The organism is Nonomuraea mesophila (assembly GCF_004352805.1).
In the GTDB taxonomy this organism is placed as follows: Bacteria; Actinomycetota; Actinomycetes; order Streptosporangiales; family Streptosporangiaceae; genus Nonomuraea; species Nonomuraea longispora.
The window spans coordinates 25,194-47,696 of sequence record NZ_SMLD01000047.1 but is presented as its reverse complement, the minus strand read 5'-3'; the positions used below and the strand labels follow the sequence as shown (position 1 = coordinate 47,696).

General features: G+C 70.0%; 16 protein-coding genes. 11 read left to right on the top strand and 5 right to left on the bottom strand.

Features of this window, described 5'->3' with window-relative positions; genetic code table 11:
* Nucleotides 1-33: 33 nt before the first annotated feature.
* The 3 genes from E1295_RS19505 to E1295_RS19495 are packed head-to-tail and all read left to right on the top strand — an operon-like array spanning nt 34 to nt 5,462.
* Nucleotides 34-1,548: a 3' terminal RNA ribose 2'-O-methyltransferase Hen1 gene (locus E1295_RS19505; protein ID WP_132631759.1), complete on the top strand. Its 1,515-nt coding sequence runs from the start codon at nt 34-36 to the stop codon at nt 1,546-1,548.
* On the top strand, nt 1,532-4,006 hold the full coding sequence (locus E1295_RS19500) for a polynucleotide kinase-phosphatase (RefSeq protein WP_132631758.1): 2,475 nt from the start codon (nt 1,532-1,534) through the stop codon (nt 4,004-4,006). Before E1295_RS19505 ends, E1295_RS19500 begins: the two co-directional genes overlap by 17 nt.
* 55 nt (nt 4,007-4,061) lie before the next feature.
* The gene (locus E1295_RS19495; protein WP_132631757.1) at nt 4,062-5,462 is read left to right on the top strand and encodes a sugar porter family MFS transporter; all 1,401 of its coding nucleotides are present in this window, start codon (nt 4,062-4,064) and stop codon (nt 5,460-5,462) included.
* A gap of 54 nt (nt 5,463-5,516) precedes the next feature.
* Here the strand turns inward: E1295_RS19495 and E1295_RS19490 are convergent, their stop codons facing one another.
* Nucleotides 5,517-6,329 (bottom strand): CAP domain-containing protein, encoded by an 813-nt coding sequence (locus tag E1295_RS19490; protein WP_166427308.1) that lies wholly within the window; start codon nt 6,327-6,329, stop codon nt 5,517-5,519.
* A gap of 494 nt (nt 6,330-6,823) precedes the next feature.
* On the opposite strand from E1295_RS19490, the gene E1295_RS19485 reads away from it, so the two are divergent.
* The 6 genes from E1295_RS19485 to E1295_RS19460 all read left to right on the top strand — a co-directional run bounded on the left by E1295_RS19485 (nt 6,824) and on the right by E1295_RS19460 (nt 14,791).
* Nucleotides 6,824-8,581 (top strand): ABC transporter substrate-binding protein, encoded by a 1,758-nt coding sequence (locus tag E1295_RS19485; RefSeq protein ID WP_132631755.1) that lies wholly within the window; start codon nt 6,824-6,826, stop codon nt 8,579-8,581.
* A 75-nt stretch (nt 8,582-8,656) separates the two neighbouring features.
* Nucleotides 8,657-9,652 carry an ABC transporter permease gene (locus tag E1295_RS19480; protein WP_132631754.1) on the top strand — a complete coding sequence of 332 codons (996 nt, stop codon included), beginning with the start codon at nt 8,657-8,659 and terminating at the stop codon, nt 9,650-9,652.
* Nucleotides 9,649-10,533 carry an ABC transporter permease gene (locus tag E1295_RS19475; RefSeq protein ID WP_132631753.1) on the top strand — a complete coding sequence of 295 codons (885 nt, stop codon included), beginning with the start codon at nt 9,649-9,651 and terminating at the stop codon, nt 10,531-10,533. The genes E1295_RS19480 and E1295_RS19475 overlap by 4 nt, the downstream gene beginning before the upstream one ends.
* Nucleotides 10,530-11,471, top strand: a complete 942-nt coding sequence (locus E1295_RS19470; RefSeq protein ID WP_132631752.1) for an ABC transporter ATP-binding protein — start codon at nt 10,530-10,532, stop codon at nt 11,469-11,471. The genes E1295_RS19475 and E1295_RS19470 overlap by 4 nt, the downstream gene beginning before the upstream one ends.
* The gene (locus E1295_RS19465; RefSeq protein WP_132631751.1) at nt 11,471-12,349 is read left to right on the top strand and encodes an ABC transporter ATP-binding protein; all 879 of its coding nucleotides are present in this window, start codon (nt 11,471-11,473) and stop codon (nt 12,347-12,349) included. The genes E1295_RS19470 and E1295_RS19465 overlap by 1 nt, the downstream gene beginning before the upstream one ends.
* A 9-nt stretch (nt 12,350-12,358) precedes the next feature.
* The gene (locus E1295_RS19460; RefSeq protein WP_132631750.1) at nt 12,359-14,791 is read left to right on the top strand and encodes a glycoside hydrolase family 2 protein; all 2,433 of its coding nucleotides are present in this window, start codon (nt 12,359-12,361) and stop codon (nt 14,789-14,791) included.
* Here the strand turns inward: E1295_RS19460 and E1295_RS19455 are convergent.
* The 3 genes from E1295_RS19455 to E1295_RS19445 form a co-directional block, all read right to left on the bottom strand.
* Entirely contained in the window at nt 14,755-15,702 is a 948-nt protein-coding gene (locus E1295_RS19455) for an NAD-dependent epimerase/dehydratase family protein (protein ID WP_132631749.1), read from the bottom strand. The two genes, E1295_RS19460 and E1295_RS19455, sit on opposite strands and share 37 nt — an antisense overlap.
* Before the next feature lie 157 nt (nt 15,703-15,859).
* Nucleotides 15,860-16,372 (bottom strand): DUF1707 SHOCT-like domain-containing protein, encoded by a 513-nt coding sequence (locus E1295_RS19450; protein ID WP_166427307.1) that lies wholly within the window; start codon nt 16,370-16,372, stop codon nt 15,860-15,862.
* Between the two features lie 56 nt (nt 16,373-16,428).
* Nucleotides 16,429-17,148 (bottom strand): PadR family transcriptional regulator, encoded by a 720-nt coding sequence (locus tag E1295_RS19445; RefSeq protein ID WP_132631747.1) that lies wholly within the window; start codon nt 17,146-17,148, stop codon nt 16,429-16,431.
* A 310-nt stretch (nt 17,149-17,458) separates the two neighbouring features.
* Between E1295_RS19445 and E1295_RS19440 the strand changes: the two genes are divergently transcribed.
* Both E1295_RS19440 and acnA read left to right on the top strand, forming a co-directional pair.
* Nucleotides 17,459-18,187: a metal-dependent hydrolase gene (locus tag E1295_RS19440; RefSeq protein ID WP_132631746.1), complete on the top strand. Its 729-nt coding sequence runs from the start codon at nt 17,459-17,461 to the stop codon at nt 18,185-18,187.
* 411 nt (nt 18,188-18,598) lie between these two features.
* Nucleotides 18,599-21,328, top strand: coding sequence for an aconitate hydratase AcnA (acnA, locus tag E1295_RS19435; protein ID WP_132631745.1), 2,730 nt, complete (start codon nt 18,599-18,601; stop codon nt 21,326-21,328).
* Between the two features lie 384 nt (nt 21,329-21,712).
* Here the strand turns inward: acnA and E1295_RS19425 are convergent, their stop codons facing one another.
* On the bottom strand, nt 21,713-22,471 hold the full coding sequence (locus E1295_RS19425) for a neutral zinc metallopeptidase (protein ID WP_246080144.1): 759 nt from the start codon (nt 22,469-22,471) through the stop codon (nt 21,713-21,715).
* Nucleotides 22,472-22,503: the final 32 nt, after the last annotated feature.

The window sequence follows — 22,503 nt, the reverse complement described above, 5'->3', positions numbered from 1 at the left end:
GGGCCTTCGCGTGGTTACGGCACACTTGGGCGGGTGCTGCTGACGATCACGACCACCGCGAGGCCCGCCACCGATCTCGGCTTCCTCCTGCACAAGCATCCCGAGCGCGTGCAGGAGTTCGGCCAGTCGTTCGGCACGGCCACGGTGTTCTATCCGGAGGCGGGCGACGAACGCTGCACCGCGGCGCTCATGCTCGAGGTCGACCCGATCGCGCTGGCCAGGTCGCGCGGCAAGGGCTCGCCCGACTTCAGCCTGTCGCAGTACGTCAACGACCGCCCCTACGCCGCCTCCTCGCTGCTGGCCGTGGCGCTGGCCGACGTCTTCCGCACCGCGCGGGCCGGCCGGTGCAGGGCCAGGCCCGAACTGCCCGGCACGGCGCTGCCGCTGGAGCTGCGGCTGCCGGCGCTGCCCTGCCGGGGCGGGCCCGACCTGGCGCGGCGGTTGTTCGAGCCGCTCGGCTGGGAGGTGACCGCGCAGCCGATCGTGCTCGACGACGGATTCCCCGAGTGGGGGGAGTCGCGCTACGTACGGCTCACCCTGAGCGGGTCCGCCCGCCTGGCCGACGCGCTCAACCACCTGTACGTGCTGCTGCCGGTGCTCGACGACGGCAAGCACTACTGGATCGCGCCCGACGAGGTCGACAAGCTGATCAGGGCCGGGGAGGGCTGGCTGCACGGGCACCCGGAGCGCGGCCTCATCACCCGGCGCTACCTGGGGCGGCGCTCCACGCTGACCCGCACCGCGCTGGCGCGCCTGGCCGAGCTGGGCGACGAGATCGAGGAGCGACTGGAGCCCGCGGTCGAGGAGGACGCGCCCGCCGGAGTCACCGCCGCCGACGAGGCCGCCGCCACTGAGACCGCCGCCCCGGAGGACCCGGCTTCTGAGCTCCCGGCTTCCGTGGACCCGGCTTCCGTGGACCCGGCCCCCAAGACGCCCAAGGGCGGGCCGCTCAGCGCGCGGCGGCGCGAGGCCGTGCTGGACCGGCTGGAACAGCTCGGCGCCGCCAGCGTGATCGACCTCGGGTGCGGCCACGGCGAGCTGGTCGGCGCGCTGCTGGCCCGCCCCCGGTTCGCCAGAGTCGGCGGCATGGACGTCTCGTCGATGGCCCTCACCATCGCGGCCCGCAAGCTGCGCCTCGACCGCATGCCCGACGGCAAGCGCGCCCGGCTCACCCTGTTCCAGGGCGCGCTCACCTACACCGACAAGCGGCTGTCCGGCTACGACGCCGCCGTGCTCATGGAGGTGATCGAGCATGTCGACCCGCCCCGGCTGGCCGCGCTCGAACGGGTGGTGTTCGCCCACGCCAGACCGGCCCACGTGCTCGTCACCACGCCCAACATCGAGCACAACGTCCGCTACGAGTTCCTGACAGGGCTGCGCCATCCCGACCACCGCTTCGAGTGGACCCGCGCCGAGTTCGCCGCGTGGGCCACCCGGGTGGCGGGGGAGCACGGCTACCAGGTCGCGTTCGAACCGGTCGGCGACGACGACCCCGAGGTCGGCCCGCCCACCCAGATGGGAGTGTTCACCCGTGATCAGCGTTCCTGAGCTGTCCCTCGTGGTGCTCGTCGGCGTCTCCGGCAGCGGCAAGTCCACGTTCGCGGCCCGGCACTTCGCGCCCACGCAGGTCATCTCCTCCGACTTCTGCCGCGGCCTGGTCGCCGACGACGAGAACGACCAGTCGGCCACCCCGGCCGCGTTCGACCTGCTGCACCACATCGTCGGCGTGCGCCTGTCCAGGGGGCTGCTGACCGTCGTCGACGCCACCAACGTCCAGTACGCCGCACGCAAGAGCCTCATCGACCTGGCCAGGAAGCACGACGTGCTGGCCGACGCGATCGTGCTCGACGTGCCGGAGGAGGTGGCGATCGAGCGCAACGTCGCACGCCCCGACCGTGACTTCGGCCCCGGCGTGGTGATCAGGCAGCGCAAGGACCTGCGCCGCTCGCTCGGCAAGATCTCGCGCGACGGCTTCAGGAGGGTCCACGTGCTGCGCGGCCTCGACGAGATCGAGGCCGCCACGATCGGCTACGAGAAGGCGTGGTCGGACAAGACGGAGCTGACCGGGCCGTTCGACATCATCGGCGACGTCCACGGTTGCCGCTCGGAGCTGGAGACCCTGCTGGTCGAGCTCGGCTGGCGGCGCGGACCGCAGGGGTACGCGCACCCCGGGGGCCGTACGGCGGTGTTCGTCGGCGACCTGGTGGACCGCGGGCCCGACACGCCGGGCGTGCTGAGCGTGGTCATGGACATGGTCGAGGCGGGCACCGCGATCTGCGTGATGGGCAACCACGAGCACAAGCTGGTGCGCGCGCTGAACGGGCGCAAGGTCAGGCTCGCCCACGGCCTGCAGGAGTCGCTGGACCAGCTCGCCGCGCAGCCGCCCGAGTTCGCCGAGCGGGCCAGGACGTTCATGGACGGCCTGCTCAGCCACTATCGTCTCGACGGCGGCCGGCTCGTCGTCGCCCACGCGGGCCTGAAGGAGGCCTACCACGGCCGCGCCTCGGGCCGGGTGCGCGCGTTCGCCCTGTACGGCGACACGACCGGCGAGACCGACGAGTACGGCCTGCCGGTCCGCTACCCGTGGGCCGACGAATACCGGGGCCGGGCCATGGTCGTCTACGGCCACACGCCCACGGTCAGCCCCGAGTGGGTGAACAACACGATCTGCCTCGACACCGGCTGCGTGTTCGGCGGCCACCTGACGGCGCTGCGCTACCCGGAACGCGAGATCGTCCAGGTCCCCGCCGAGAAGGTGTGGTACGAACCGGCCAAGCCGCTCGGTGCCGCCCCCGTACGCGATCCCGGCATGCTCGACATCAACGACGTGATCGGCACCCGGCACGTCGAGACCAGGTTCGGCGCCCGGGTCAAGGTCATGGAGGAGAACGCGGCCGCCGCGCTGGAGGTCATGAGCCGGTTCGCGGTCGACCCGCGCTGGCTGGTCTACCTGCCGCCCACCATGGCGCCGCCGGAGACGTCCACGCTGGACGGTTACCTGGAGCACCCGCACGAGGCGTTCGAGGAGTTCGCCGCCGCCGGGGTGCGTGAGGTCGTGTGCGAGGAGAAGCACATGGGCTCGCGGGCCGTCGCCGTGCTGGCCAGGACGCCGGAGGTGGCGGCGGCCCGGTTCGGCGTGAACGACGGCGGCGCGGGCGCGGTCTTCACGCGGACGGGCCGGCCGTTCTTCGCCGACACCGAGCCCCTGGTGACCCGGCTGCGCGAGGCGTGCGAACCGCTCTGGGCGGAGCTGGGCTCCGACTGGGTGGTGCTCGACTGCGAGCTGCTGCCGTGGTCGGCGAAGGCGGGCGAGCTCATCACGTCGCAGTACGCCTCCGTCGGGGCGGCCGCCCGCGCCGCGCTGCCCGAGGCGGTCGCGGCCCTGGAGGCGGCGACCGGCCGCGGGCTGGAGGTGCACGACCTGCTCGACCGCACCCGGCGCCGCTCCGGCAACGCCGCCCTGTTCCGCGACGCGTACGCGCGTTACTGCTGGCCGGTCGACGGGCTGGAGGGCGTCAAGGTGGCGCCGTTCCAGATCCTGGCCTGCGAGGGGAGGGCCACGGCGCTGGAGCCGCACGCCTGGCACCTGTCCACGCTTGGGCTGCTCGACTCGCCGTTGATCGCCAGGACCGAGCATGTCTTCGTGACGCTCGACTCGCCCGAGTCCAGGGCCGCGGCCGCCGCGTGGTGGGAGTCGATGACGGCGACGGGCGGCGAGGGCATGGTGGTCAAGCCGGCCGTCCACACGCCGGGCCGGGTGCAGCCCGGGGTCAAGGTGCGCGGGCGCGAATATCTGCGGATCATCTACGGCCCCGACTACACCGAGTCGCTCGACGTGCTGCGCAGGCGCTTCCTGGGAAAGAAGCGCTCGCTGGCGCTGCGCGAGTACGCGCTGGGGCTGGAGGCGCTGTCGCGGCTGGCCGACGGCGAGCCGGGATGGCGGGTCCACGAGCCGGTCTTCGCCGTGCTGGCGCTGGAGTCGGAGCCGGTCGACCCCCGCCTGTGACGGGCATACGTGGGTGATCTGCGGGTAGTTCCCCGGGCCTCGGGGAAGGACCTGCATGGCTACTCAGCACACCCATCAAGAGCATCTGAGCCACGTCGTGTTCATCACGGCGGCGGCGGCCGTGGGCGGGTTCCTGTTCGGCTACGACAGTTCGGTCATCAACGGCGCGGTCGTGGGGATCCAGAACCACTTCCGCGTCGGGGCGTTCGAGATCGGGTTCGTGGTGGCGATCGCGCTGCTCGGCTCGGCCGTGGGCGCCTGGATGGGCGGCCGGCTGGCCGACCGGCTGGGACGCACCCGCTCCATGCAGGTGGCGGCGGTGTTGTTCGCGATCAGCTCGATCGGGCAGATGCTGCCGTTCACCATCTGGGACCTGGGGTTCTGGCGGATCGTCGCGGGGTTCGCCATCGGCATGGCGTCGGTGCTCGGGCCCGCGTACATCGCCGAGGTGGCCCCGCCCGCCTACCGCGGGCGGCTGGGCTCGTTCCAGCAGCTCGCCATCGTGCTCGGCATCGCGGTCTCGCAGCTGGTCAACTATGTGATCGCCAGCATCGCCGGCGGCAACGTCAACAATCATCTCGGGCCGCTGCAGGCCTGGCAGTGGATGCTCGGGGCGTGCGTCATCCCCGCCCTGCTCTACCTGCTGTTCGCCGTGGTCATCCCGGAGTCGCCGCGTTACCTGATCATGTCGGGGCGGAGCAGGAAGGCCCGCGAGGTGCTGGCCGAGGTCGAGGGCGAGGACATCGACCTCGACGCGCGGGTGGCGGAGATCCAGCACGTGCTGCGCACCGAGAAGGTGCCAGGGCTGAAGGACCTGCGCGGGCCCGCGTTCGGGCTGCTGGCGATCGTCTGGATCGGCATCATCCTGTCGGCCTTCCAGCAGCTCGTCGGCATCAACGTGATCTTCTACTACTCGTCCGTGTTGTGGCAGTCGGTCGGCATCAACCAGTCCGACTCGCTGCTGATCAGCTTCTCCAGCTCGATCATCAACATCATCGGCACCTTCATCGCGATCTCGCTGGTCGACAAGATCGGCCGCCGGCCGCTGCTCATGATCGGCTCGGCCGGGATGGCGATCTCGCTGGCCACCGCGGCGTGGGCGTTCAGCGCGGCGCGGCTGGTGGAGGGAGAGGTGTCCCTGCCCAACCCGCAAGGGGCGATCGCCCTCGTGGCGGCGAACGTGTTCGTGCTGTTCTTCGCGCTGTCCTGGGGCGTGGTGGTCTGGGTGCTGCTCGGTGAGATGTTCCCCAACCGCATCCGCGCCGCCGCCCTGGGCGTCGCCGCCGGGGCGCAGTGGATCGCCAACTGGCTGGTCACGGTGTCGTTCCCGGCGCTGTCGGAGTGGAACCTGTCGCTCACGTACGCCGGGTACGCGCTGTTCGCCGCGCTCTCCTTCCTGTTCGTCGCCAAGTGGGTCAAGGAGACCAAGGGCCGCAAGCTGGAAGAGATGGGCTGACACGGCATGGCCGGGGCAGCCGACCCCGGCCACACCGTGTTCACCGGCGGGGGGTTACTTCGTGACGAAGTCCTGGGTCCAGTAGATCCGCCCCTGGCCGTCCTTCTTCGCGCCGACCCCGATGAGGGTGTACCGGCAGTTCATGATGTTGGCCCGGTGGCCGGAGCTGTTCATCCAGGCCCGCACCACGGACGCGGCGGAGGGCTGGCCCCAGGCGACGTTCTCGCCCCACGCACGGAACCCGCTCAGGCCCGCGGCCTCGATGCGCTGCTGCAGGTCGGGGCGGCCGGGGAGCTTGTGCGCCATCTTGCCCTGCTCGGCCATGTCGGAGGAGTGGCCGAAGGCGGCGGCACGGAGTTTCCTGTCGTGCTTGAGCGGCTCGCAGCCGCCCTTGGCGCGTTCGGCGTTGGTCAGCTTGACGACCTCGTTCTCCACGGTCGTGCCCACGGAGCCGGAGGTCGGCGGTGTCGACGGTGTGGAGGTGGCGTCGTCGGCGGGGGAGCACGTCAGCTTCGCGGCCTTGGACTTGACGGTGTGGCCGCGGTAGTCGGTGGCGAACGCGTAATAGGTGCCCGGCCGGCAGCCGGTCTTCAGGGTGATGCGGCCGTCCCTGGTCGCGCCGCTCTTGACGACCGGGTCCCGGCCCGGCACGGCGCGCTTGATGCGGATACGGAGGAGCGCGGGGCCGAAGCATCCGCGGCGCACGGCGGACGCCGTGATCTTCTCAGCCTCGCTGTCGAGCCGGGGCTTGGCCACGCTCACCCGGCACGCGGCCTCGGATGCGGTGGCGGCCTGCGCCGTGCCGAGCGGCGCGCCCAGCGCCGCCACGGTCACGAGACCGGCGAGTGCCCCAAGGGGTCTACGCATAAGGGTGTGCCTCCAGTTGCGATAGACGCTGGATGGGATCGCATTCTGTCGGGAAAGCGACCGATTTGTCATCGAATCGCGATAAATGCAGGTAAACCACGGTGACTCCAGGGGCGTCGGTGGCGATCACGGAGCCCATGGGGAGGCGTGCCCGGCCTGGCCGCCGGTTGAACCGGTTAGGCCATGACCGCCGGTGCGGCGGCATCGTCCCTGGCCACGTACGGCTCCGCGGAGAAAGCGGCTCCGGGAGCACGTCTCGAAACCGTCACGGACCTTGACGTCCCCGTCACCAGGAATTTACGTTCGCCGTACTTATCCGGTTCAGCGAGCCGTTCGGCGGCCTGCGACTCACGAAGAAGCGATCGCTCACCGGCCGACGGGCGGAAGCGCGCTCGCCTTGCCCATGAGAGCGCTCCCAAAAGTCGTCCGGCTCATCGGGGTGTCCAGCAGATGTGCGAACCTTCGCGCCTGAGCGCGGAGGAAGGAGAGAAGCGATGCGAATCCGGGCTCGGATCCTCATCCCGCTCGTGGCGGCGGGCCTGCTGGCCACGGCCTGCACCGGCGGCGGATCCACGCCGAACGCCCCGGCGACACAGCCGCAGGGCCAGGCCGGCGCGGCCAGCGCCGACCCCGACCAGCTACCGCGCAACGAGACCCTGTACACGACCGGCACCCAGTGGGGTCCGCCGCTGAACTACAACCCCATCCGGGAGTGGGACTCCGCCGTGGGCACCAAGGGCCTGGTGTACGAGACGCTGTTCCACTACGACACCAACGCGGCCAAGCTCGTCCCGTGGCTGGCCGAGAGCGGCTCCTGGACCGACGACACCACCTACGAGCTCAAGCTCCGCCAGGGCGTCAAGTGGTCCGACGGCCAGCCGTTCAGCGCCAAGGACGTCGTCTACACCTTCGAGCTCGGCAAGATGGAGACGATCCCCTTCCACAACCTCTGGAACTGGCTGGAGAGCGTCAAGGCGACCGGCGACCGGACGGTGACGTTCACCTTCTCCAAGGCGAACTACCAGGAGTGGGACTACATGCTCTACAGCCGGGCGATGGTCCCCGAGCACGTCTGGAAGGACCGCTCGGAGAAGGAGGTGCTCGACGGCACCAACGACAACCCGGTCGCGACGGGTGCGTACACGTTCATGAGCAAGGACCAGGACCGCGTGGTCCTGCAGCGGCGTGACGACTGGTGGGGCAAGGCGGCACTCAACCTGGACCCCAAGCCCCGCTACATCGTGGACATCGCCACGCCCAGCAACGAGGTCGCGATGGGCATGCTGCTGCAGAAGGGCCTCGATCTCAGCAACAACTTCCTGCCCGGCGTGGCCAACCTGGTGCAGGGCAACTTCGGCCTGACCACCTACTACAAAGAGCCCCCGTACATGTTGTCGGCCAACACCGCCTGGCTGGTGCCCAACACCACGAAGAAGCCGATGGACGACCCCGCCTTCCGCAAGGCGCTGGCCTCGTCGATCGACGTCAAGAAGATCGTGGAAAGCGTGTACGGCAACCTCGTCAAGGCGTCGAGCCCGACCGGCCTGCTCCCGCAGTGGGACACGTACGTGGACCAGAACGTGGTCTCCTCCTCCGGCTTCACCTTCGACACGGGCAAGGCCAAGAAGCTGCTGGCCGACGCCGGCTACAAGGACGGCGACGGCGACGGATTCGTGGAGAACAAGGACGGCTCCAAGATCAGCCTGACGCTCATCGTGCCGTCGGGCTGGACCGACTGGATGGAGTCGGCCCGGTCGATCGCGGCCAGCGCCAAGGCCGCCGGCATCCAGATCACGCCCGACTTCCCCGACTTCAACGCCCTGGTGGAGAAGCGCACCGCGGGCGACTTCGACCTGCTCATCAACAACGAGCGCCAGCTGTCCAACTCGCCGTACACCTACTACGAGTACATGTTCCAGCTGCCGGTCAGGAAGCAGCAGAACACGGTCAACTTCGCCCGCTACGAGAACGAGAAGGCCTGGGACCTCGTGCAGCAGCTCGACCAGGTCAAGACCGACGACACCGCCGGCATGCAGAAGATCATCTCGCAGCTCCAGCAGATCCACTTCGACGACATGCCGATCATCCCGCTCTGGTACAACGGCCTGTGGGCGCAGCACAGCACCAGCGTGTGGAAGAACTGGCCGTCCGCGGAGGGCAGCGCACCCAAGACCGGCGCCGTCATGTGGCGTAACTGGTTCGAGCTGGGCGGCTTCGAGACGCTCACCCAGCTCCAGCCCGCCGGCTCCTGACCTCTGCCCGTCCGCCCCTCCGCCCCGCTCGCGGCACGCTCCGCCAGGGGCGGAGGGCCCTCCCGGAGAACACGCGTGCGCCGTTACTTCAGCAGGAAACTGCTCATCTACGGATTGACCTTCTTCGTCGCCGTCACGGTCAACTGGCTGATCCCGCGCTTCATGCCGGGTGACCCGGTGGCGAGCATGGTGGCGCGGGCGAACGTCGCCCAGCCCGAGGCCGTCGAGGCGATGCGGGCCTACTACAACGACCTGTTCGGCTTCGACCAGCCGCTCTGGCAGCAGTACGTGAACTTCTGGGGCGCCATGTTCCAGGGCGACTTCGGGATCAGCATCTGGTTGTTCCCGACACCGGTCAGCACCGTGATCAACGGGGCGGTGCCGTACACGCTGGGTCTGATCGTCCCGTCGGTGCTGCTCAGCTGGGTCGTGGGCAACCGGTTCGGCGCCTACGCCGCCCGGCGCAAGCTGCTCGACAACACCGTGCTGCCCGTCGGCTACGTGCTGACGGCCATGCCGTACATGTGGCTGGCGGTGCTGCTGGCCTGGGCGCTCGGCGTGATCGCCGGCCTCTTCCCGGTCGCCGGCGGCTACAGCTTCTCGATGCGGCCCAACTGGTCGTGGACGTTCGTGCTGGACCTGCTGCACCACTGGACCCTGCCGTTCCTGTCGCTGTTCCTGGTGGCGCTGGGCGGCTGGGCCATCGGCATGCGCAACATGATCATCTATGAGCTGGAGTCCGACTACTCCAACTACCTGTCGGCGCTCGGCGCGCCCGCCCGGCTCATCCGCAGGTACGCCTTCCGCAACGCCGTCCTGCCCCAGATCACCGGCCTGGCCCTGCAACTGGGCGTGCTCGTGGCGGGAGCCCTCGTCACCGAGATCGTCTTCGCCTACCCGGGGCTCGGCAGCCTGATTCTCAAGGCGATCCAGAACCAGGACTTCTTCCTGCTCCAGGGCACGTTCCTGTTCATCGTGCTGGGCGTGCTGATCGCCAACTTCATCATCGACATCGTCTATGTCGTGGTCGATCCGCGGACCAGGGCGGGAATGGCGGGTGCGCAGGCATGACGGCACTTCAGGAAACCGCGCCGCGCGAGCGCGAGGGGGTGCGCCGCGAGGCGCTGCACTTCGCCGTGCGCAACGCCAAGCTGATGACCGGGTTCGCCATCGTGGTCGTCCTGCTCGTGCTGGGCATGGTGGGGCCGTGGCTGGTGGGCGGCGCACCCAACGACTACGGCACCCGCCCCATGAGCCCGCCGTCGGCCGAGCACTGGCTCGGCACCACCACGTTCGGCCAGGACATCTTCCTGCAGTTCGTGCACGGCCTGCGTGCCACCTTCCTCGTGGGCGTCATCGGCGGTGGCATCGCGGCGGTCATCGGCATGCTCGTGGGATTCGTGGCCGGCTACCGGGGCGGCGCCGTCGACGAGGTGCTCAACATGCTGACGAACGTCATCCTCGTCATCCCCACGCTGGCCGTGCTGCTGATCATCAACGCCTACCTGGGCATCCGGAGCGTGGCCGTGCAGGGCCTGTTCATCGGCCTGACGCAGTGGCCGTGGGCGGCGCGGGCGATCAGGGCGCAGACGTTCTCGCTGCGCACCCGCGAGTTCGTGGACCTGGCGCGCATGAGCGGAGCGGGCACCTGGCGCATCGTCTCCAGGGAGATCGCGCCCAACATGAGCTCCTACCTGTTCATGACATTCATCCTGCTGTTCGGCGGCGCGATCCTCATCGCCTCCTCGCTCGACTTCATCGGCCTCGGCCCGACCGAGGGCGTCTCGCTGGGCCTGATGTTGCAGAACGCCAACCAGTGGAGCGCGCTCCAGCTCGGCATGTGGTGGTGGTTCGTGCCGCCGGGAGCCGGCATCACGGCGATCGTCGGCGCCCTCTACGTCGCCAACGTCGGGCTCGACGAGGTCTTCAACCCGAAACTGAGGGAGACATGAGTCTGCAGGTCAGCGAGCTGAAGGTGTACTACAAGACGCTCAAGGGCGAGGTGCGCGCGCTCGACGGCATGACCTTCGAGCTCGGCGACGGCGAGATCCTCGGCCTGGTCGGCGAGTCCGGCTGCGGCAAGAGCACGCTGGGCAAGAGCCTCATCCGCATGGACGGCCGCATGCGCCACGTCGGCGGCATGGTCGTGCTCGACGGCCGGGAACTGCCGATCGGCGACGACCGCGCGATGAACGACTTCCGCTTCCGCGAGGTCTCCCTCATCCCGCAGTACGCCATGAGCGCGCTCAACCCGACCCGCAAGCTGCGCAGAATGGTCACCGAACTGCTCAGGTCGAGGGGCGCGGAGGTCGACACCGCCGAGCTGGAGCGCCGGATGGACCAGGTCGGCCTGCCCCGCGAGGTGCTCGACCGCTACCCGATCGAGCTGTCGGGCGGCATGAAGCAGCGCATGGTGATGGTGATCTCCACGCTGCTCGACCCGTCGCTGCTGATCGCCGACGAGGTCACCTCGGCCCTCGACGTCTCCACGCAGAAGGCCGTCGCCCGCGCCCTGCTGGGCTTCCGCGAGAGCGGCTACGTCAAGAGCATGATCTTCGTCACGCACGACATCGCGCTCACCCACCACATCGCCGACACGATCATGGTCATGTACGCCGGCAGGCTCACCGAGAAGGCGCCGGCCGACGCGATCGTCAAGGCGCCCCGCCACCCGTACACGAAAATGCTGCTCGACTCCCTGCCCGAGGTCGGCGTGCGGCACGCCGACCGCAGGCTGGAGGGCATCCCCGGGAGCCCGCCCTCGCTGCTCGACCCGCCGGCCGGCTGCCGCTTCCGCGCCCGCTGCCCGATCGCGGGGGACGAGTGCGCGCAGGACCCGCCGGTGGCCGAGCTCGCCCCCGACCACCACGTCGCATGCTGGAAGGCCTGATGCTCAGACTCGACGACGTCACCAAGGAATTCAGGATCGGCGCCTTCGGCGGCAAGAGCGTCACGGCCGTACGGGAGGTGAGCTTCGAGGTCGCCCCCGGCGAGGTCGTGTCGCTGATCGGGGAGAGCGGCAGCGGCAAGAGCACGATCGGCCGGATGATCCTCGGGCTGAACCCGGTCACCCGCGGCTCGATCACCTTCGACGGGCGGCCCGTACGGGCGGACAAGGAGTACTACCGCCACATCCAGGGCATCTTCCAGGACCCGTTCAGCTCGTTCAACCCGGTGTTCAAGGCCGACCGCGTCTACGGCATGATCAAGGAGACGTACTACCCGGCCGTCCCCCAGGCCGAGTGGGAGGAGCGGGTCGAGGCGGCGCTGCGCGACGTGCGGCTCAACCCCGGCCAGGTCCTCGGCAGATACCCCCACCAGCTGAGCGGCGGCCAGCTGCAGCGCCTGCTCATCGCCCGCGCGCTGCTGCTGGACATCAAGCTGCTGGTCGCCGACGAGATCACCAGCATGCTCGACGCCTCCACCCGCATCGACGTGCTCAACCTGCTGGCCGAGCTGAAGACCCGAGGGCTGGGCGTGCTCTACATCACGCACGACCTGTCGCTCGGCACCTACCTCGCCGAGCGCACCATGGTGCTGCGCCGGGGGAGCATCGTGGAGATGGGGCTGACCGGCGGCGTCTTCGGCGACCCGCTGCACCCGTACACGCGCGAGCTGCTGTCGGCCGTGCCGCGCCTCAACCAGGCGTGGGACGACGCCACGCCGGTGGACTCCTGCGTCTACCACGAGCGCGGGGCCACCGGCGCCCTGATCGAGGCCGAGCCGGGGCACTTCGTGGCGTGCGCCCGGCTGGACACCTGCCCCTAGGAGTTGCCTGTGAGTTCGTACCGTCCGCTGCACGACGGCTGGTTCCTGTCGGCCGTCCCGGGGGGACCGGCGGACGTGCCCGCCCCTGTCACCACGGGCAGCGTGCCCGCGACCGTGCCCGGGTGTGTGCACACCGACCTGCTCGCCGCCGCTCTCATCGACGACCCCTACCTCGGCGACAACGAGGAACGGCTGGCCTGGATCGGGCGCACCGCCTGGGTCTACCGGACCTCCTTCGCCTGGTCGCCGGACGAGCACGAGCGCACCGACCTGGTGTGCGAGGGCCTCGACACGGTCGCCACCGTCGAGCTCAACGGGGTGCGGCTCGCGGCCACGGCCAACGAGCACCGCTCCTACCGCTTCCCGGTACGCCACCTGCTGCGCGAGGGCGGCAACACCCTCACCGTGCGCTTCGACTCGGCCTACGACTACGCCGGGGAACGCAGGGCGGCGCTCGGCGAGCGGCCCGCCTCGTACGCGGAGCCGTACATGTTCGTCAGGAAGACCGCCTGCAACTTCGGCTGGGACTGGGGGCCGACCGTGGTCACCGCCGGGATCAGCCGCCCGATCGGGTTGGAGAGCTGGAGCGGCGCCCGCCTGGCCGAGGTGCGGCCGATCGCGCACGCCGACGGCCGGGTGGAGGTGCACGTACGGGTCGAGCGGGTCACCGAGGAGCCGGTCACCGTGACCGCCGAGGTCGCGGGGGTGCGCGCCGGGCAGCAGGTCGACGGGCGCGCGGCCGTGCTGGCGCTGCGGGTGCCCGACCCGGAGCCGTGGTGGCCCCGGGGGTACGGCGGCCAGCCCCTCCACGACCTGACCGTACGCCTCGGCCGGCAGGAGTGGCGCGGGCGGATCGGCTTCCGCTCGGTCGAGCTGGACCGGGAGGCGTTCAGGGTCCGGGTGAACGGGGTGCCGGTCTTCGTCAGGGGCGTCAACTGGATCCCCGACGACTGCTTCGCCCCCCGGATCACCCGGGAGCGGCTGGCCGAGCGGTTCGGCCAGGCCATCGCCGCCGGGGTCAACCTGCTGCGCGTCTGGGGCGGCGGCCGGTACGAGAGCGACGCCTTCTACGACCTGGCCGACGAGCTGGGCCTGCTCGTCTGGCAGGACTTCCCGTTCGCCTGCGCCGCCTACCCGGAGGAGGAGCCCTTCCGCTCCGAGGTCGAGGCGGAGGCCAGGCAGAACGTCGCCAGGCTGGCCCCGCACCCGAGCCTCGTGCTGTGGTGCGGCAACAACGAGAACCTGGAGGGTCACGCCGACTGGGGCTGGCGGGAGCGGCTGGAGGGCCGGAGCTGGGGCGCGGGGTTCTACCACGACCTGCTGCCGTCGATCGTGGCCGAGCTCGACCCCACCCGCCCGTACTGGCCGGGCAGCCCCTACTCCGGCGCGCCCGGCCTGCCCCCGAACGACCCGTCCGCCGGTACGGTCCATATCTGGGACGTGTGGAACCGCGAGGACTACACCCGCTACGCCGCCTACCGGCCCCGGTTCGTGGCCGAGTTCGGCTTCCAGGGGCCGCCGGCGTACGCGACCGTGCGCCGTGCCTCCTCCGACGAGCCGCTGACGCCCGGCTCCTCCCACCAGAAGGCCGTCGACGGGCACGCCAAGCTGCTGCGCGGGCTGGGCGAGCACCTGCCGGCGCCGGAGACGTTCGACGACTGGCACTACCTGACCCAGCTCAACCAGGCGCGGGCCATGGCGTTCGGGATCGAGCGCTTCCGTGCCCTCATGCCGTACTGCATGGGGACGATCGTCTGGCAGCTCAACGACTGCTGGCCGGTCACGTCCTGGTCGGCGGTCGACGGCGACGGACGGCTCAAACCGCTCTGGTATGCGCTGCGCCGCGCCTACGCCGACCGGCTGCTCAGCGTCCAGGACGGCGCGCTGGCCGTGGTGAACGACAGCGGCGAGCCGTGGTCGGGAGATCTGCGCTTCGTACGGCGGCGGCTGACCGGCGAGCCGCTGGCCAAGGAGGTCGTGGCGGTCCGGGCGGCGCCGAGGTCGGTGCTCAGGGTGGCCTTGCCCGGCTCCGTCGCGACCCCTGACGACCCGGCGGGCGAGTTGCTCACGGCCGAGCTGGACGCCGAGCCGGGCACGGTCCGCACCACCCACTGCTACGCCGAGGACACCGCCATGGCCTTCCCCGAGGCCGTCTACGACGCCCGCGCGGAACGGGTGCCCGGGGGTTACCGGGTGACGGTCACCGCCGGCAGCGTGCTGCGCGAGCTGGCGCTCTTCCCCGATCGGCTCGACCCGGGCGCGGCCGTGGACGACCAGCTCGTCACGCTGCTGCCGGGGGAGAGGGCGGTCTTCCACGTCACCACGGACCGGGAGCTGGACACCGGCGCGCTGACCCGCTTCCCCGTGCTGCGCTGCGTCAACGAGCGCGCGCCCGCGGGCCGGGCTCAGCGCTCGTTGCCGGCGCGCAGCCAGGTGATGTAGTCGGCGGCGGCGCGCTCGACGTCGTAGCCGGGCCGGAAGCCGGTGTCCTGCCGCAGACGGGTGATGTCGAGGTAGGTCTGCCCGCCGGTTCCGCCGGTGGGCAGACCTACCTCGGCGCCGGGGACGACCTTCCTGATCGCGGCGATGACCTCGGCGTTGGACGTCGCGCGCCCGGACGCGACGTTGTAGGTGCGGTGGTTCAGCCGGTCGGCGAGCTGGAGGAGCGCGATGGCGCGGGCCGTGTCCTTCACGTAGCACAGGTCGATCGCGTCCTCCGCGTGCGCCGGCGCGGGCAGAGCCGACAGGTCGGGCTCGGTCCCGCGAACGGCGGCGTGAACGAGTTCGGGTGCCGCGAAGAACAGCGCCCCGTGGGGGTCGCGCGGTCCCCAGGTGGCCGAGATGCGGTAGTTGACGACCTCGAGGCCGGTGGCGTCGGCCAGGTGCTCGCCGAGCAGCTCGCCGATCTTCTTGAAGGTCGGGATGGCGTGGAACGACGTCATGGGCAGGGGCAGGTCCTCATGGAGCGCGCCCTCGTCCGCCAGGCCGGAGTAGACGCCGATCGTGCTCGCGACACCCACGCGCCGCACCCCCCAGTCCCGGGCGGCCTGCATGACGTTGAGCAGGCCGCCGAGCGCCTTGCGGGTGGCTTCGACGGGCCGGCCGGGATCGGGCGGCCAGGGCATGGATCCGGCGAGGTGCACGATGCCGGTGACCTCGTGGCGTTCGCCGACGTCGAGCAGGGTGCGCAGGTCGGTGATGTCGGCCTGCTCCACCGCCACCTTCGCGCCGGCGAGGTAGGCGGGCGGCTCGGTCGCGCTCCGCTGGACCAGCACGCTTTCCTGGCCCATGTCGGAGAGCGCCTGGACGGTGTGCGAGCCGATGAATCCGAGACCGCCGGTTACCAAGATCATGATGACTCCCGTCTGAGGGCCGCGGCCGCCGCGCACGGGGTGAACACGTCGCGGCAGGCCACGCGATAAACGGATCGTTGTTCCGAAAAGATACGGATCGGTGTTCCGTTTGTCAACGAGCCGTCGGGCGGGGGCTATGGTCTTGGCTGCGGGGCGATCAGCGGCGGTGGTGGAACCGGCGGCGGGCCATGCTGACGACCACGGCGACGACCCACACCACGAGCAGCACCTTGAAGATGCCGAACCCGCCGAAGAACAGCCCCGCCATCATGGCCACGAACAGCAGGGGCACGATCGGGTGCGGACCGCGGTGGCGCCGCCATGAGTGCTGGTGGGGCCGGCCCCAGTGCATGTCGCGGTGCATGTCGCGGTGCAGGTCGCGGTGCAGGTCGCGGTGCGCGTGGCGCATCTGCTGCATCTGCCGGCGGTGCGCGTGCATCACCGCCCGCCAGTCGTCCATGCCGGGCTGCGGCGTCGGCGCGTGATGGTCGTGCCCGGGGAGGTCGGCCGTGATGCTCGCCAGGTCGCGGGCCGTTTTCGCGGCCAGCGTCCGGTCGATGCGCTCGTCGAGCTCCTCGTGGGTCAGGCGGCCCTCGGCGAAGTGCTCACGCAGGGCGGCCATCGTCTGCTCGCGCTCGGCGTCGCCGATGCGCAGATCGTTGCGGTCCATGTGCGGCTCCTCGCTGTCTCCGGACCGGCCATCGCGTGCGCCGGCCGTCCGTGTGGTCATTCCTCGCCCGGCTCGTCGTCGGCGAGGACGTGGTAGAGCTTGCGCCGGGTCTCCACCAGAGTCTTACGCGCTTCGCGGATCTGTGCGTCGTTGCCGGTCTGCAGGATCTGCATCATGGCGAACGCCGACTGCCGCGCGATGTGCCAGAGGTCGGCGGTGTTGTCGTCGATGTCGGGGCGCATCTCGTCCCAGGGGGCCCTGACCTCGTCGGCGTGCGTCTCGACGTACGCGCTGCCCTGCTCGGTGAGGCGGTAGGCCTTGCGGCCCTCGTGCTCCTCCGAGATCACCAGGCCCTCGTCGGTGAGCTGCTGCAACGCCGGGTAGACGGCGCCGGGGCTGGGCTTCCAGCCGCCCTCGCTGCGCTCGGCGATCTCCTGGATGATCTGGTAGCCGTTGCGCGGCTCCTCGGAGAGCAGGGCCAGGATCGCGGCGCGCACGTCGCCCCGCTTCGCCTTGCGACCCCTGCCGCGGTGCCCGCCGCTCCACGGGCCGCCGAAGCCGCCGGGGCCGCTCCACGGGCCGCGCCCGAAGTCGAACGGGAATCCGGGGCCACCCCTCCTGCCGCGGTGGCGGTGCTCGTGCGGGCCGCCGCGGTGATGGTGGTGGCCGCCCATCTGCTCGAAGGCGTCGCTCATGGCCCTGAAGGCCTCGCGGGCGGCGCGCTTGTATTCGTGCGCGCCCGGCCAGGGGCCTCCCGCTGCTTGTGCTGAACTCATTTTTCCCCCTATATCGCGATCTGTTCTCGATGGGTCAAAGATATATCGATGAAATGACGTTCCGCAAGTCACGAAAAGGTGTGAGCCACATCACGAAAAAGTTGCGGAATCTGGGAACAGTTCGGGGGAGGCGCACGTTGTTCAGAGCAGACGAGGTCGTTCCGCGTCGGCAGGGCTGGGGGGTGCTGTCGCCGCGGAGACGACCTCGTCTGCGTTCGCGGGCACTTTCCTCTCGGGTCGTCGCCCTGGTGCCCGGGATGCACGGCATGCCTCGCCGCGTAAAGAAGGTCTTTGCCGTACAGTCCGGATCATGATGGGGCACACGCACGCGATGACCGGGGCCATCGCCTGGCTGGGGCTGGCGCCGCCCCTTGCGGCGCTGCCGCTGCTGAACGAGTCCACCCGGTTCGTGGAGACCGGGATCATGGCCACCGCGCTCAGTCCCGCCGAGTTGATCGCCGGCGCCATCATCTGTGCGGGCGCCGCGATGCTGCCCGACCTCGACCATCCGAGTGCGACGATCGCTCAGACGTTCGGGCCGCTGACATGGGCGCTCAGCAAGTTCGTGTCCTGGATCGGCGGCGGCCACCGCGGCGCCACCCACTCGCTCCTGTTCGCCGTGGCCATCGGGCTCGGGGCCCACTGGCTGGCCAACACCTATCCGATCGGGCGCGACATCATGGTCGTGCTGCTCATCGGCCTGGCGTTGCGCGCCATCGGCGTCGGCATCCCCGGCAACAAGCTCGGCTCGATCATGATCAACATCGGCATGACCGCCGGGCTCTACGCCGTCTTCCTCTCCCTCGAGGTGGGGTACGCCTGGCTCGGGCTGGCCGTGGCGGTCGGAAGCTTCACCCACGTCGTCGGCGACTGCATGACCGAACGCGGGTGCCCCGTTCTGTGGCCGCTCGGGGCGAAGTTCGTCCTGCCCTGGAAGATCGGCATCAAGACGGGCAGGAAGTTCGAGCAGAAGATCCTCGCGCCGGTCCTGTCCGTGGCCATCATCGGGCTGCTGTACTGGCGTCTCGTACCCGTTTAACTTGATGTCGAGATACTTTTCCAGATATCTTGATATCGAGACACCTGCCGCGCAGTCGCGACTTAGGCGTACCTAACGTGCTTACTTGTCCGCGCGTGCGGCAGGATTTGGGGAGTGAACCCGACGCAGCGAGCGGAGTGGAGACCCGACGCAGGAGGGGTTCCGCGAAGTGAGTGAGGAGGGTGAACGACCCATGAGTGCGAGTGAACCCGACGCAGCGAGCGGAGTGGAGACCCGACGCAGGAGGGGTTCCGCGACGTGAGTGAGGAGGGTGAACGACCCATGAGTGCGAGTGAACCCGACGCAGCGAGCGGAGTGGAGACCCGACCCTGGTGGGGTTCCGCGACGTGAGTGAGGAGCGGGGAGCCACCCGCAAGCCTGAAAGATGTCTGATGGAGGAGGCGAACCACCGTGTCCGCGAACAGCTTCGGCAGCCGTGACACGCTACGCGTCGGCGACGCGTCATACGAGATCTTCCGGCTGGACGCCGTCGAGGGCGCCGCACGCCTCCCGTACAGCCTGAAGATCCTGCTGGAAAACCTCCTCCGCACCGAGGACGGCGCCAACATCACCGCCGACCACATCCGCGCGCTCGGAGGATGGGACCCGAAGGCGGCGCCGAGCGTGGAGATCCAGTTCACGCCCGCGCGCGTCATCATGCAGGACTTCACGGGCGTGCCGTGCGTGGTCGACCTGGCCACGATGCGCGAGGCCGTAGGCGACCTCGGCGGCGACCCGGCCAGGATCAACCCGCTCGCGCCCGCCGAGATGGTCATCGACCACTCGGTCATCGTCGACTACTTCGGCCATCCCGACGCCTTCCAGCGCAACGTCGAGCGCGAATACCAGCGCAACCACGAGCGTTACCAGTTCCTGCGCTGGGGCCAGACGGCCTTCGACGAGTTCAAGGTGGTGCCGCCCGGCACCGGCATCGTCCACCAGGTCAACATCGAGCACCTGGCCCGCGTGGTCATGACCCGCGACGGCAAGGCCTACCCCGACACGTGCGTCGGCACCGACTCCCACACCACGATGGAGAACGGCATCGGCGTCCTCGGCTGGGGCGTGGGCGGCATCGAGGCCGAGGCCGCGATGCTCGGCCAGCCGATCTCGATGCTCATCCCACGGGTGGTCGGCTTCAAGCTCAGCGGCAAGCTGCCCGCCGGCGCGACGGCCACCGACCTGGTCCTGACGATCACCGAGATCCTGCGCAAGCACGGCGTGGTCGGCAAGTTCGTCGAGTTCTACGGCGAGGGCGTCGCGTCGGTGCCGCTGGCCGACCGGGCCACGATCGGCAACATGAGCCCCGAGTTCGGCTCCACATGCGCGATCTTCCCGATCGACGGCCAGACCGTCGACTACCTCCGCCTGACCGGGCGCTCCGAGGAGCAGATCGCTCTTGTCGAGGCGTACGCCAAGGCGCAGGGTCTCTGGCTCGACCCGTCCGCGCCCGAGCCCGTCTTCTCCGAGTACATCGAGCTCGACCTCGCCACGGTCGTGCCGTCCATCGCCGGCCCCAAGCGCCCGCAGGACCGCATCGCCCTGTCGGCCGCCAAGGAGACCTGGCGTCACGACGTCGAGAACTACGTGGAGGACGGCGTCGACGAGGCGTCCAAGGAGTCCTTCCCGGCCTCCGACTCGCCGGCCTCCAACTCCACGGCCAACGGCGGCCGGCCGCACAAGCCGGTGCCGGTCACGCTGGCCGACGGCACCTCGTTCGAGATCGACCACGGCATCGTCTCGATCGCCGCGATCACCTCGTGCACCAACACCTCCAACCCGTACGTCATGCTCGGCGCGGCGCTGCTGGCCCGCAACGCGGTGGAGAAGGGCCTGACCCGCAAGCCGTGGGTCAAGACCTCGCTGGCCCCCGGGTCGCAGGTCGTCACCGGCTACTTCGAACGTTCGGGGCTCCAGCCGTACCTCGACAAGATCGGTTTCAACCTCGTCGGCTACGGCTGCACCACCTGCATCGGCAACTCGGGCCCGCTGCTGCCGGAGATCTCGGAGGCCGTGCAGGCCAACGACCTGGCCGTCACCGCCGTGTTGTCGGGCAACCGCAACTTCGAGGGCCGCATCAACCCCGACGTCAAGATGAACTACCTGGCCTCGCCGCCGCTGGTGGTGGCGTACGCGCTGGCCGGGACCATGGACCTCGACCTCGAGACCGAGCCGCTCGGCCTCGGCAGCGACGGCGAGCCGGTCTACCTGCGCGACATCTGGCCCGCGCCGGACGAGATCGCGGCCGTGGTCAACTCCTCGATCGGGCGCGACATGTTCGAGCGCGACTACGCCGACGTCTTCAAGGGCGACGACCACTGGCGCTCGCTGCCGATCCCGACCGGCGACACCTTCGAGTGGGACCCTGACTCGACCTACGTCCGCAAGGCCCCCTACTTCGACGGCATGCCGGAGAAGCCGGAGCCGGTGTCGGACATCACCGGCGCCCGCGTACTGGTCAAGGTCGGCGACTCGGTCACCACCGACCACATCTCGCCTGCCGGCTCCATCAAGGTGGGTACGCCGGCCGCGCAATACCTGAAGTCCCACGGGGTCGAGGTGAAGGACTTCAACTCCTACGGCTCGCGTCGTGGCAACCACGAGGTGATGATCAGGGGCACGTTCGCCAACATCCGCCTGCGCAACCAGATCGCCCCCGGCACCGAGGGCGGCTACACCCGTGACTTCACCCAGCCCGACGGCCCGGTGTCGTTCATCTACGACGCCTCGGTCAACTACGCGGCCCAGGGAACGCCGCTGGTGGTGCTGGCGGGCAAGGAATACGGCTCCGGCTCCTCGCGCGACTGGGCGGCCAAGGGCACGGCGCTGCTGGGCGTCCGCGCGGTCATCGCCGAGTCGTACGAGCGCATCCACCGCTCCAACCTGATCGGCATGGGCGTGCTCCCGCTGCAGTTCCCCGAGGGCGCCTCGGTGGAGAGCCTCGGCCTGACGGGGGAGGAGACGTTCGACATCACGGGCGTCGAGGAGCTCAACAAGGGCGGCATCCCGCGCACGGTGCACGTCAAGGCCGGCGACGTCGAGTTCGACGCGGTGGTGCGCATCGACACGCCGGGCGAGGCCGACTACTACCGGCACGGCGGCATCATGCAGTACGTTCTGCGGTCGTTGCTCGCGAAGTGAACGTCCCGACCTCCCGGCCGGTCAAGAGCCGGCCGGGAGCGACGGAGCCCGGCTCGTCGCCGGGGTTGGGCGCGATCTTCACGCGCCCGTTTCGGGGGAACCACCCGACACCATGAGAGCCGCCCGGCGGAACACCCTCCGCCGGGCGGCTTCTCGCTCCCCAGGCGGCCCTCCGCCACGGATCACGGATCACGGATCACGGATCACGGATCACGGATCACGGATCACGCTGGTCACGAGCCGGCGGCCGGTCGCTCGGGTCTGCGTCGCAGGCCCGCGACCCACCCGCCGCCGTCTCACCGGTCAGGTCACCGGTCAGGTCATCGGGCAGCTCACTGGTCAGCTCACTGGGCGGGTCACCGGGCAGGTCGAGAGGCTTTGCGGTCAGGCGACTCTGGTGGCGGGTGCCGACCAGGTGTCGCAGGCGGCGGGAGAGACGGCGCCGTAGCCGCGTTTGAGCCAGTAGGCCCGGCTTGACCCCTTGCCGTGGGTGCGGTGGCCGTCATCGTCGTCGCCGCTCGCCCGGGTCGCGTCGAGCAGCGCCGCCCAGTCGCGTTCGGAGCGGGCCAGGGAGCGCCAGACGCTGCCCAGGAAGACTCCGGACAGGCAGTCGGCCTGGAGTTCGTAGCGGCGCTTCAACCGGTCCGCGTGGCTGCGGTCGGCGCGTGCCCTGGCCTCGTAGGAGCGGCGGATGCCGAGCAGGCTCTGCAGGTGGTGACCGTACTCGTGGGCGGCCACCTTGAACGGGAAGAGGTCGGTCCTGTTCTCGATCCACCGGCCGGTCAGCGGGAAGACCACGGTGGCGCGCTCGGTGCAGTAGAAGGCGTCGGCGTACGCGGGCCAGCGCATCCCGCACACGGTGCTCGCCGGCTCCTCGAAGTAGCGGACGACGGGCTTGTGAAACGTACGCCCTGCCCGCTCAACGTATGCACCCCACGACTTGTCCAGACATTTCACGACCGTCTGGAGGTACTCCCGGGTGCGCGGAACGCCGCCGGAGACGATCGGGGTCTCGGGGCATGAGGTCGCGGCCAGCTTGCCTGCCTTCTTGGGGAACGGGCTGCGTACGGGCGCCGCCTGCGCGGGCGGGGCGGTCAGGCAGACGGACGCCAGAACAGCGGCGAGGGCCAGGACACGCGTCATCGGGAGGGATCGCACGCTCGCCAGCTTATTGA

Excerpts from the sequence above, each read along its gene's own strand:
- E1295_RS19475 (WP_132631753.1), top strand. The coding sequence starts at position 9,649 with ATGACGGCACTTCAGGAAACCGCGCCGCGCGAGCGCGAGGGGGTGCGC.
- E1295_RS19485 (WP_132631755.1), top strand. The coding sequence starts at position 6,824 with ATGCGAATCCGGGCTCGGATCCTCATCCCGCTCGTGGCGGCGGGCCTG.
- E1295_RS19445 (WP_132631747.1), bottom strand. The coding sequence starts at position 17,148 with ATGAGTTCAGCACAAGCAGCGGGAGGCCCCTGGCCGGGCGCGCACGAA.
- E1295_RS19465 (WP_132631751.1), top strand. The coding sequence starts at position 11,471 with ATGCTCAGACTCGACGACGTCACCAAGGAATTCAGGATCGGCGCCTTC.
- E1295_RS19450 (WP_166427307.1), bottom strand. The coding sequence starts at position 16,372 with ATGGACCGCAACGATCTGCGCATCGGCGACGCCGAGCGCGAGCAGACG.
- E1295_RS19440 (WP_132631746.1), top strand. The coding sequence starts at position 17,459 with ATGATGGGGCACACGCACGCGATGACCGGGGCCATCGCCTGGCTGGGG.
- E1295_RS19490 (WP_166427308.1), bottom strand. The coding sequence starts at position 6,329 with ATGCGTAGACCCCTTGGGGCACTCGCCGGTCTCGTGACCGTGGCGGCG.
- E1295_RS19470 (WP_132631752.1), top strand. The coding sequence starts at position 10,530 with ATGAGTCTGCAGGTCAGCGAGCTGAAGGTGTACTACAAGACGCTCAAG.
- E1295_RS19425 (WP_246080144.1), bottom strand. The coding sequence starts at position 22,471 with ATGACGCGTGTCCTGGCCCTCGCCGCTGTTCTGGCGTCCGTCTGCCTG.
- E1295_RS19455 (WP_132631749.1), bottom strand. The coding sequence starts at position 15,702 with ATGATCTTGGTAACCGGCGGTCTCGGATTCATCGGCTCGCACACCGTC.
- E1295_RS19495 (WP_132631757.1), top strand. The coding sequence starts at position 4,062 with ATGGCTACTCAGCACACCCATCAAGAGCATCTGAGCCACGTCGTGTTC.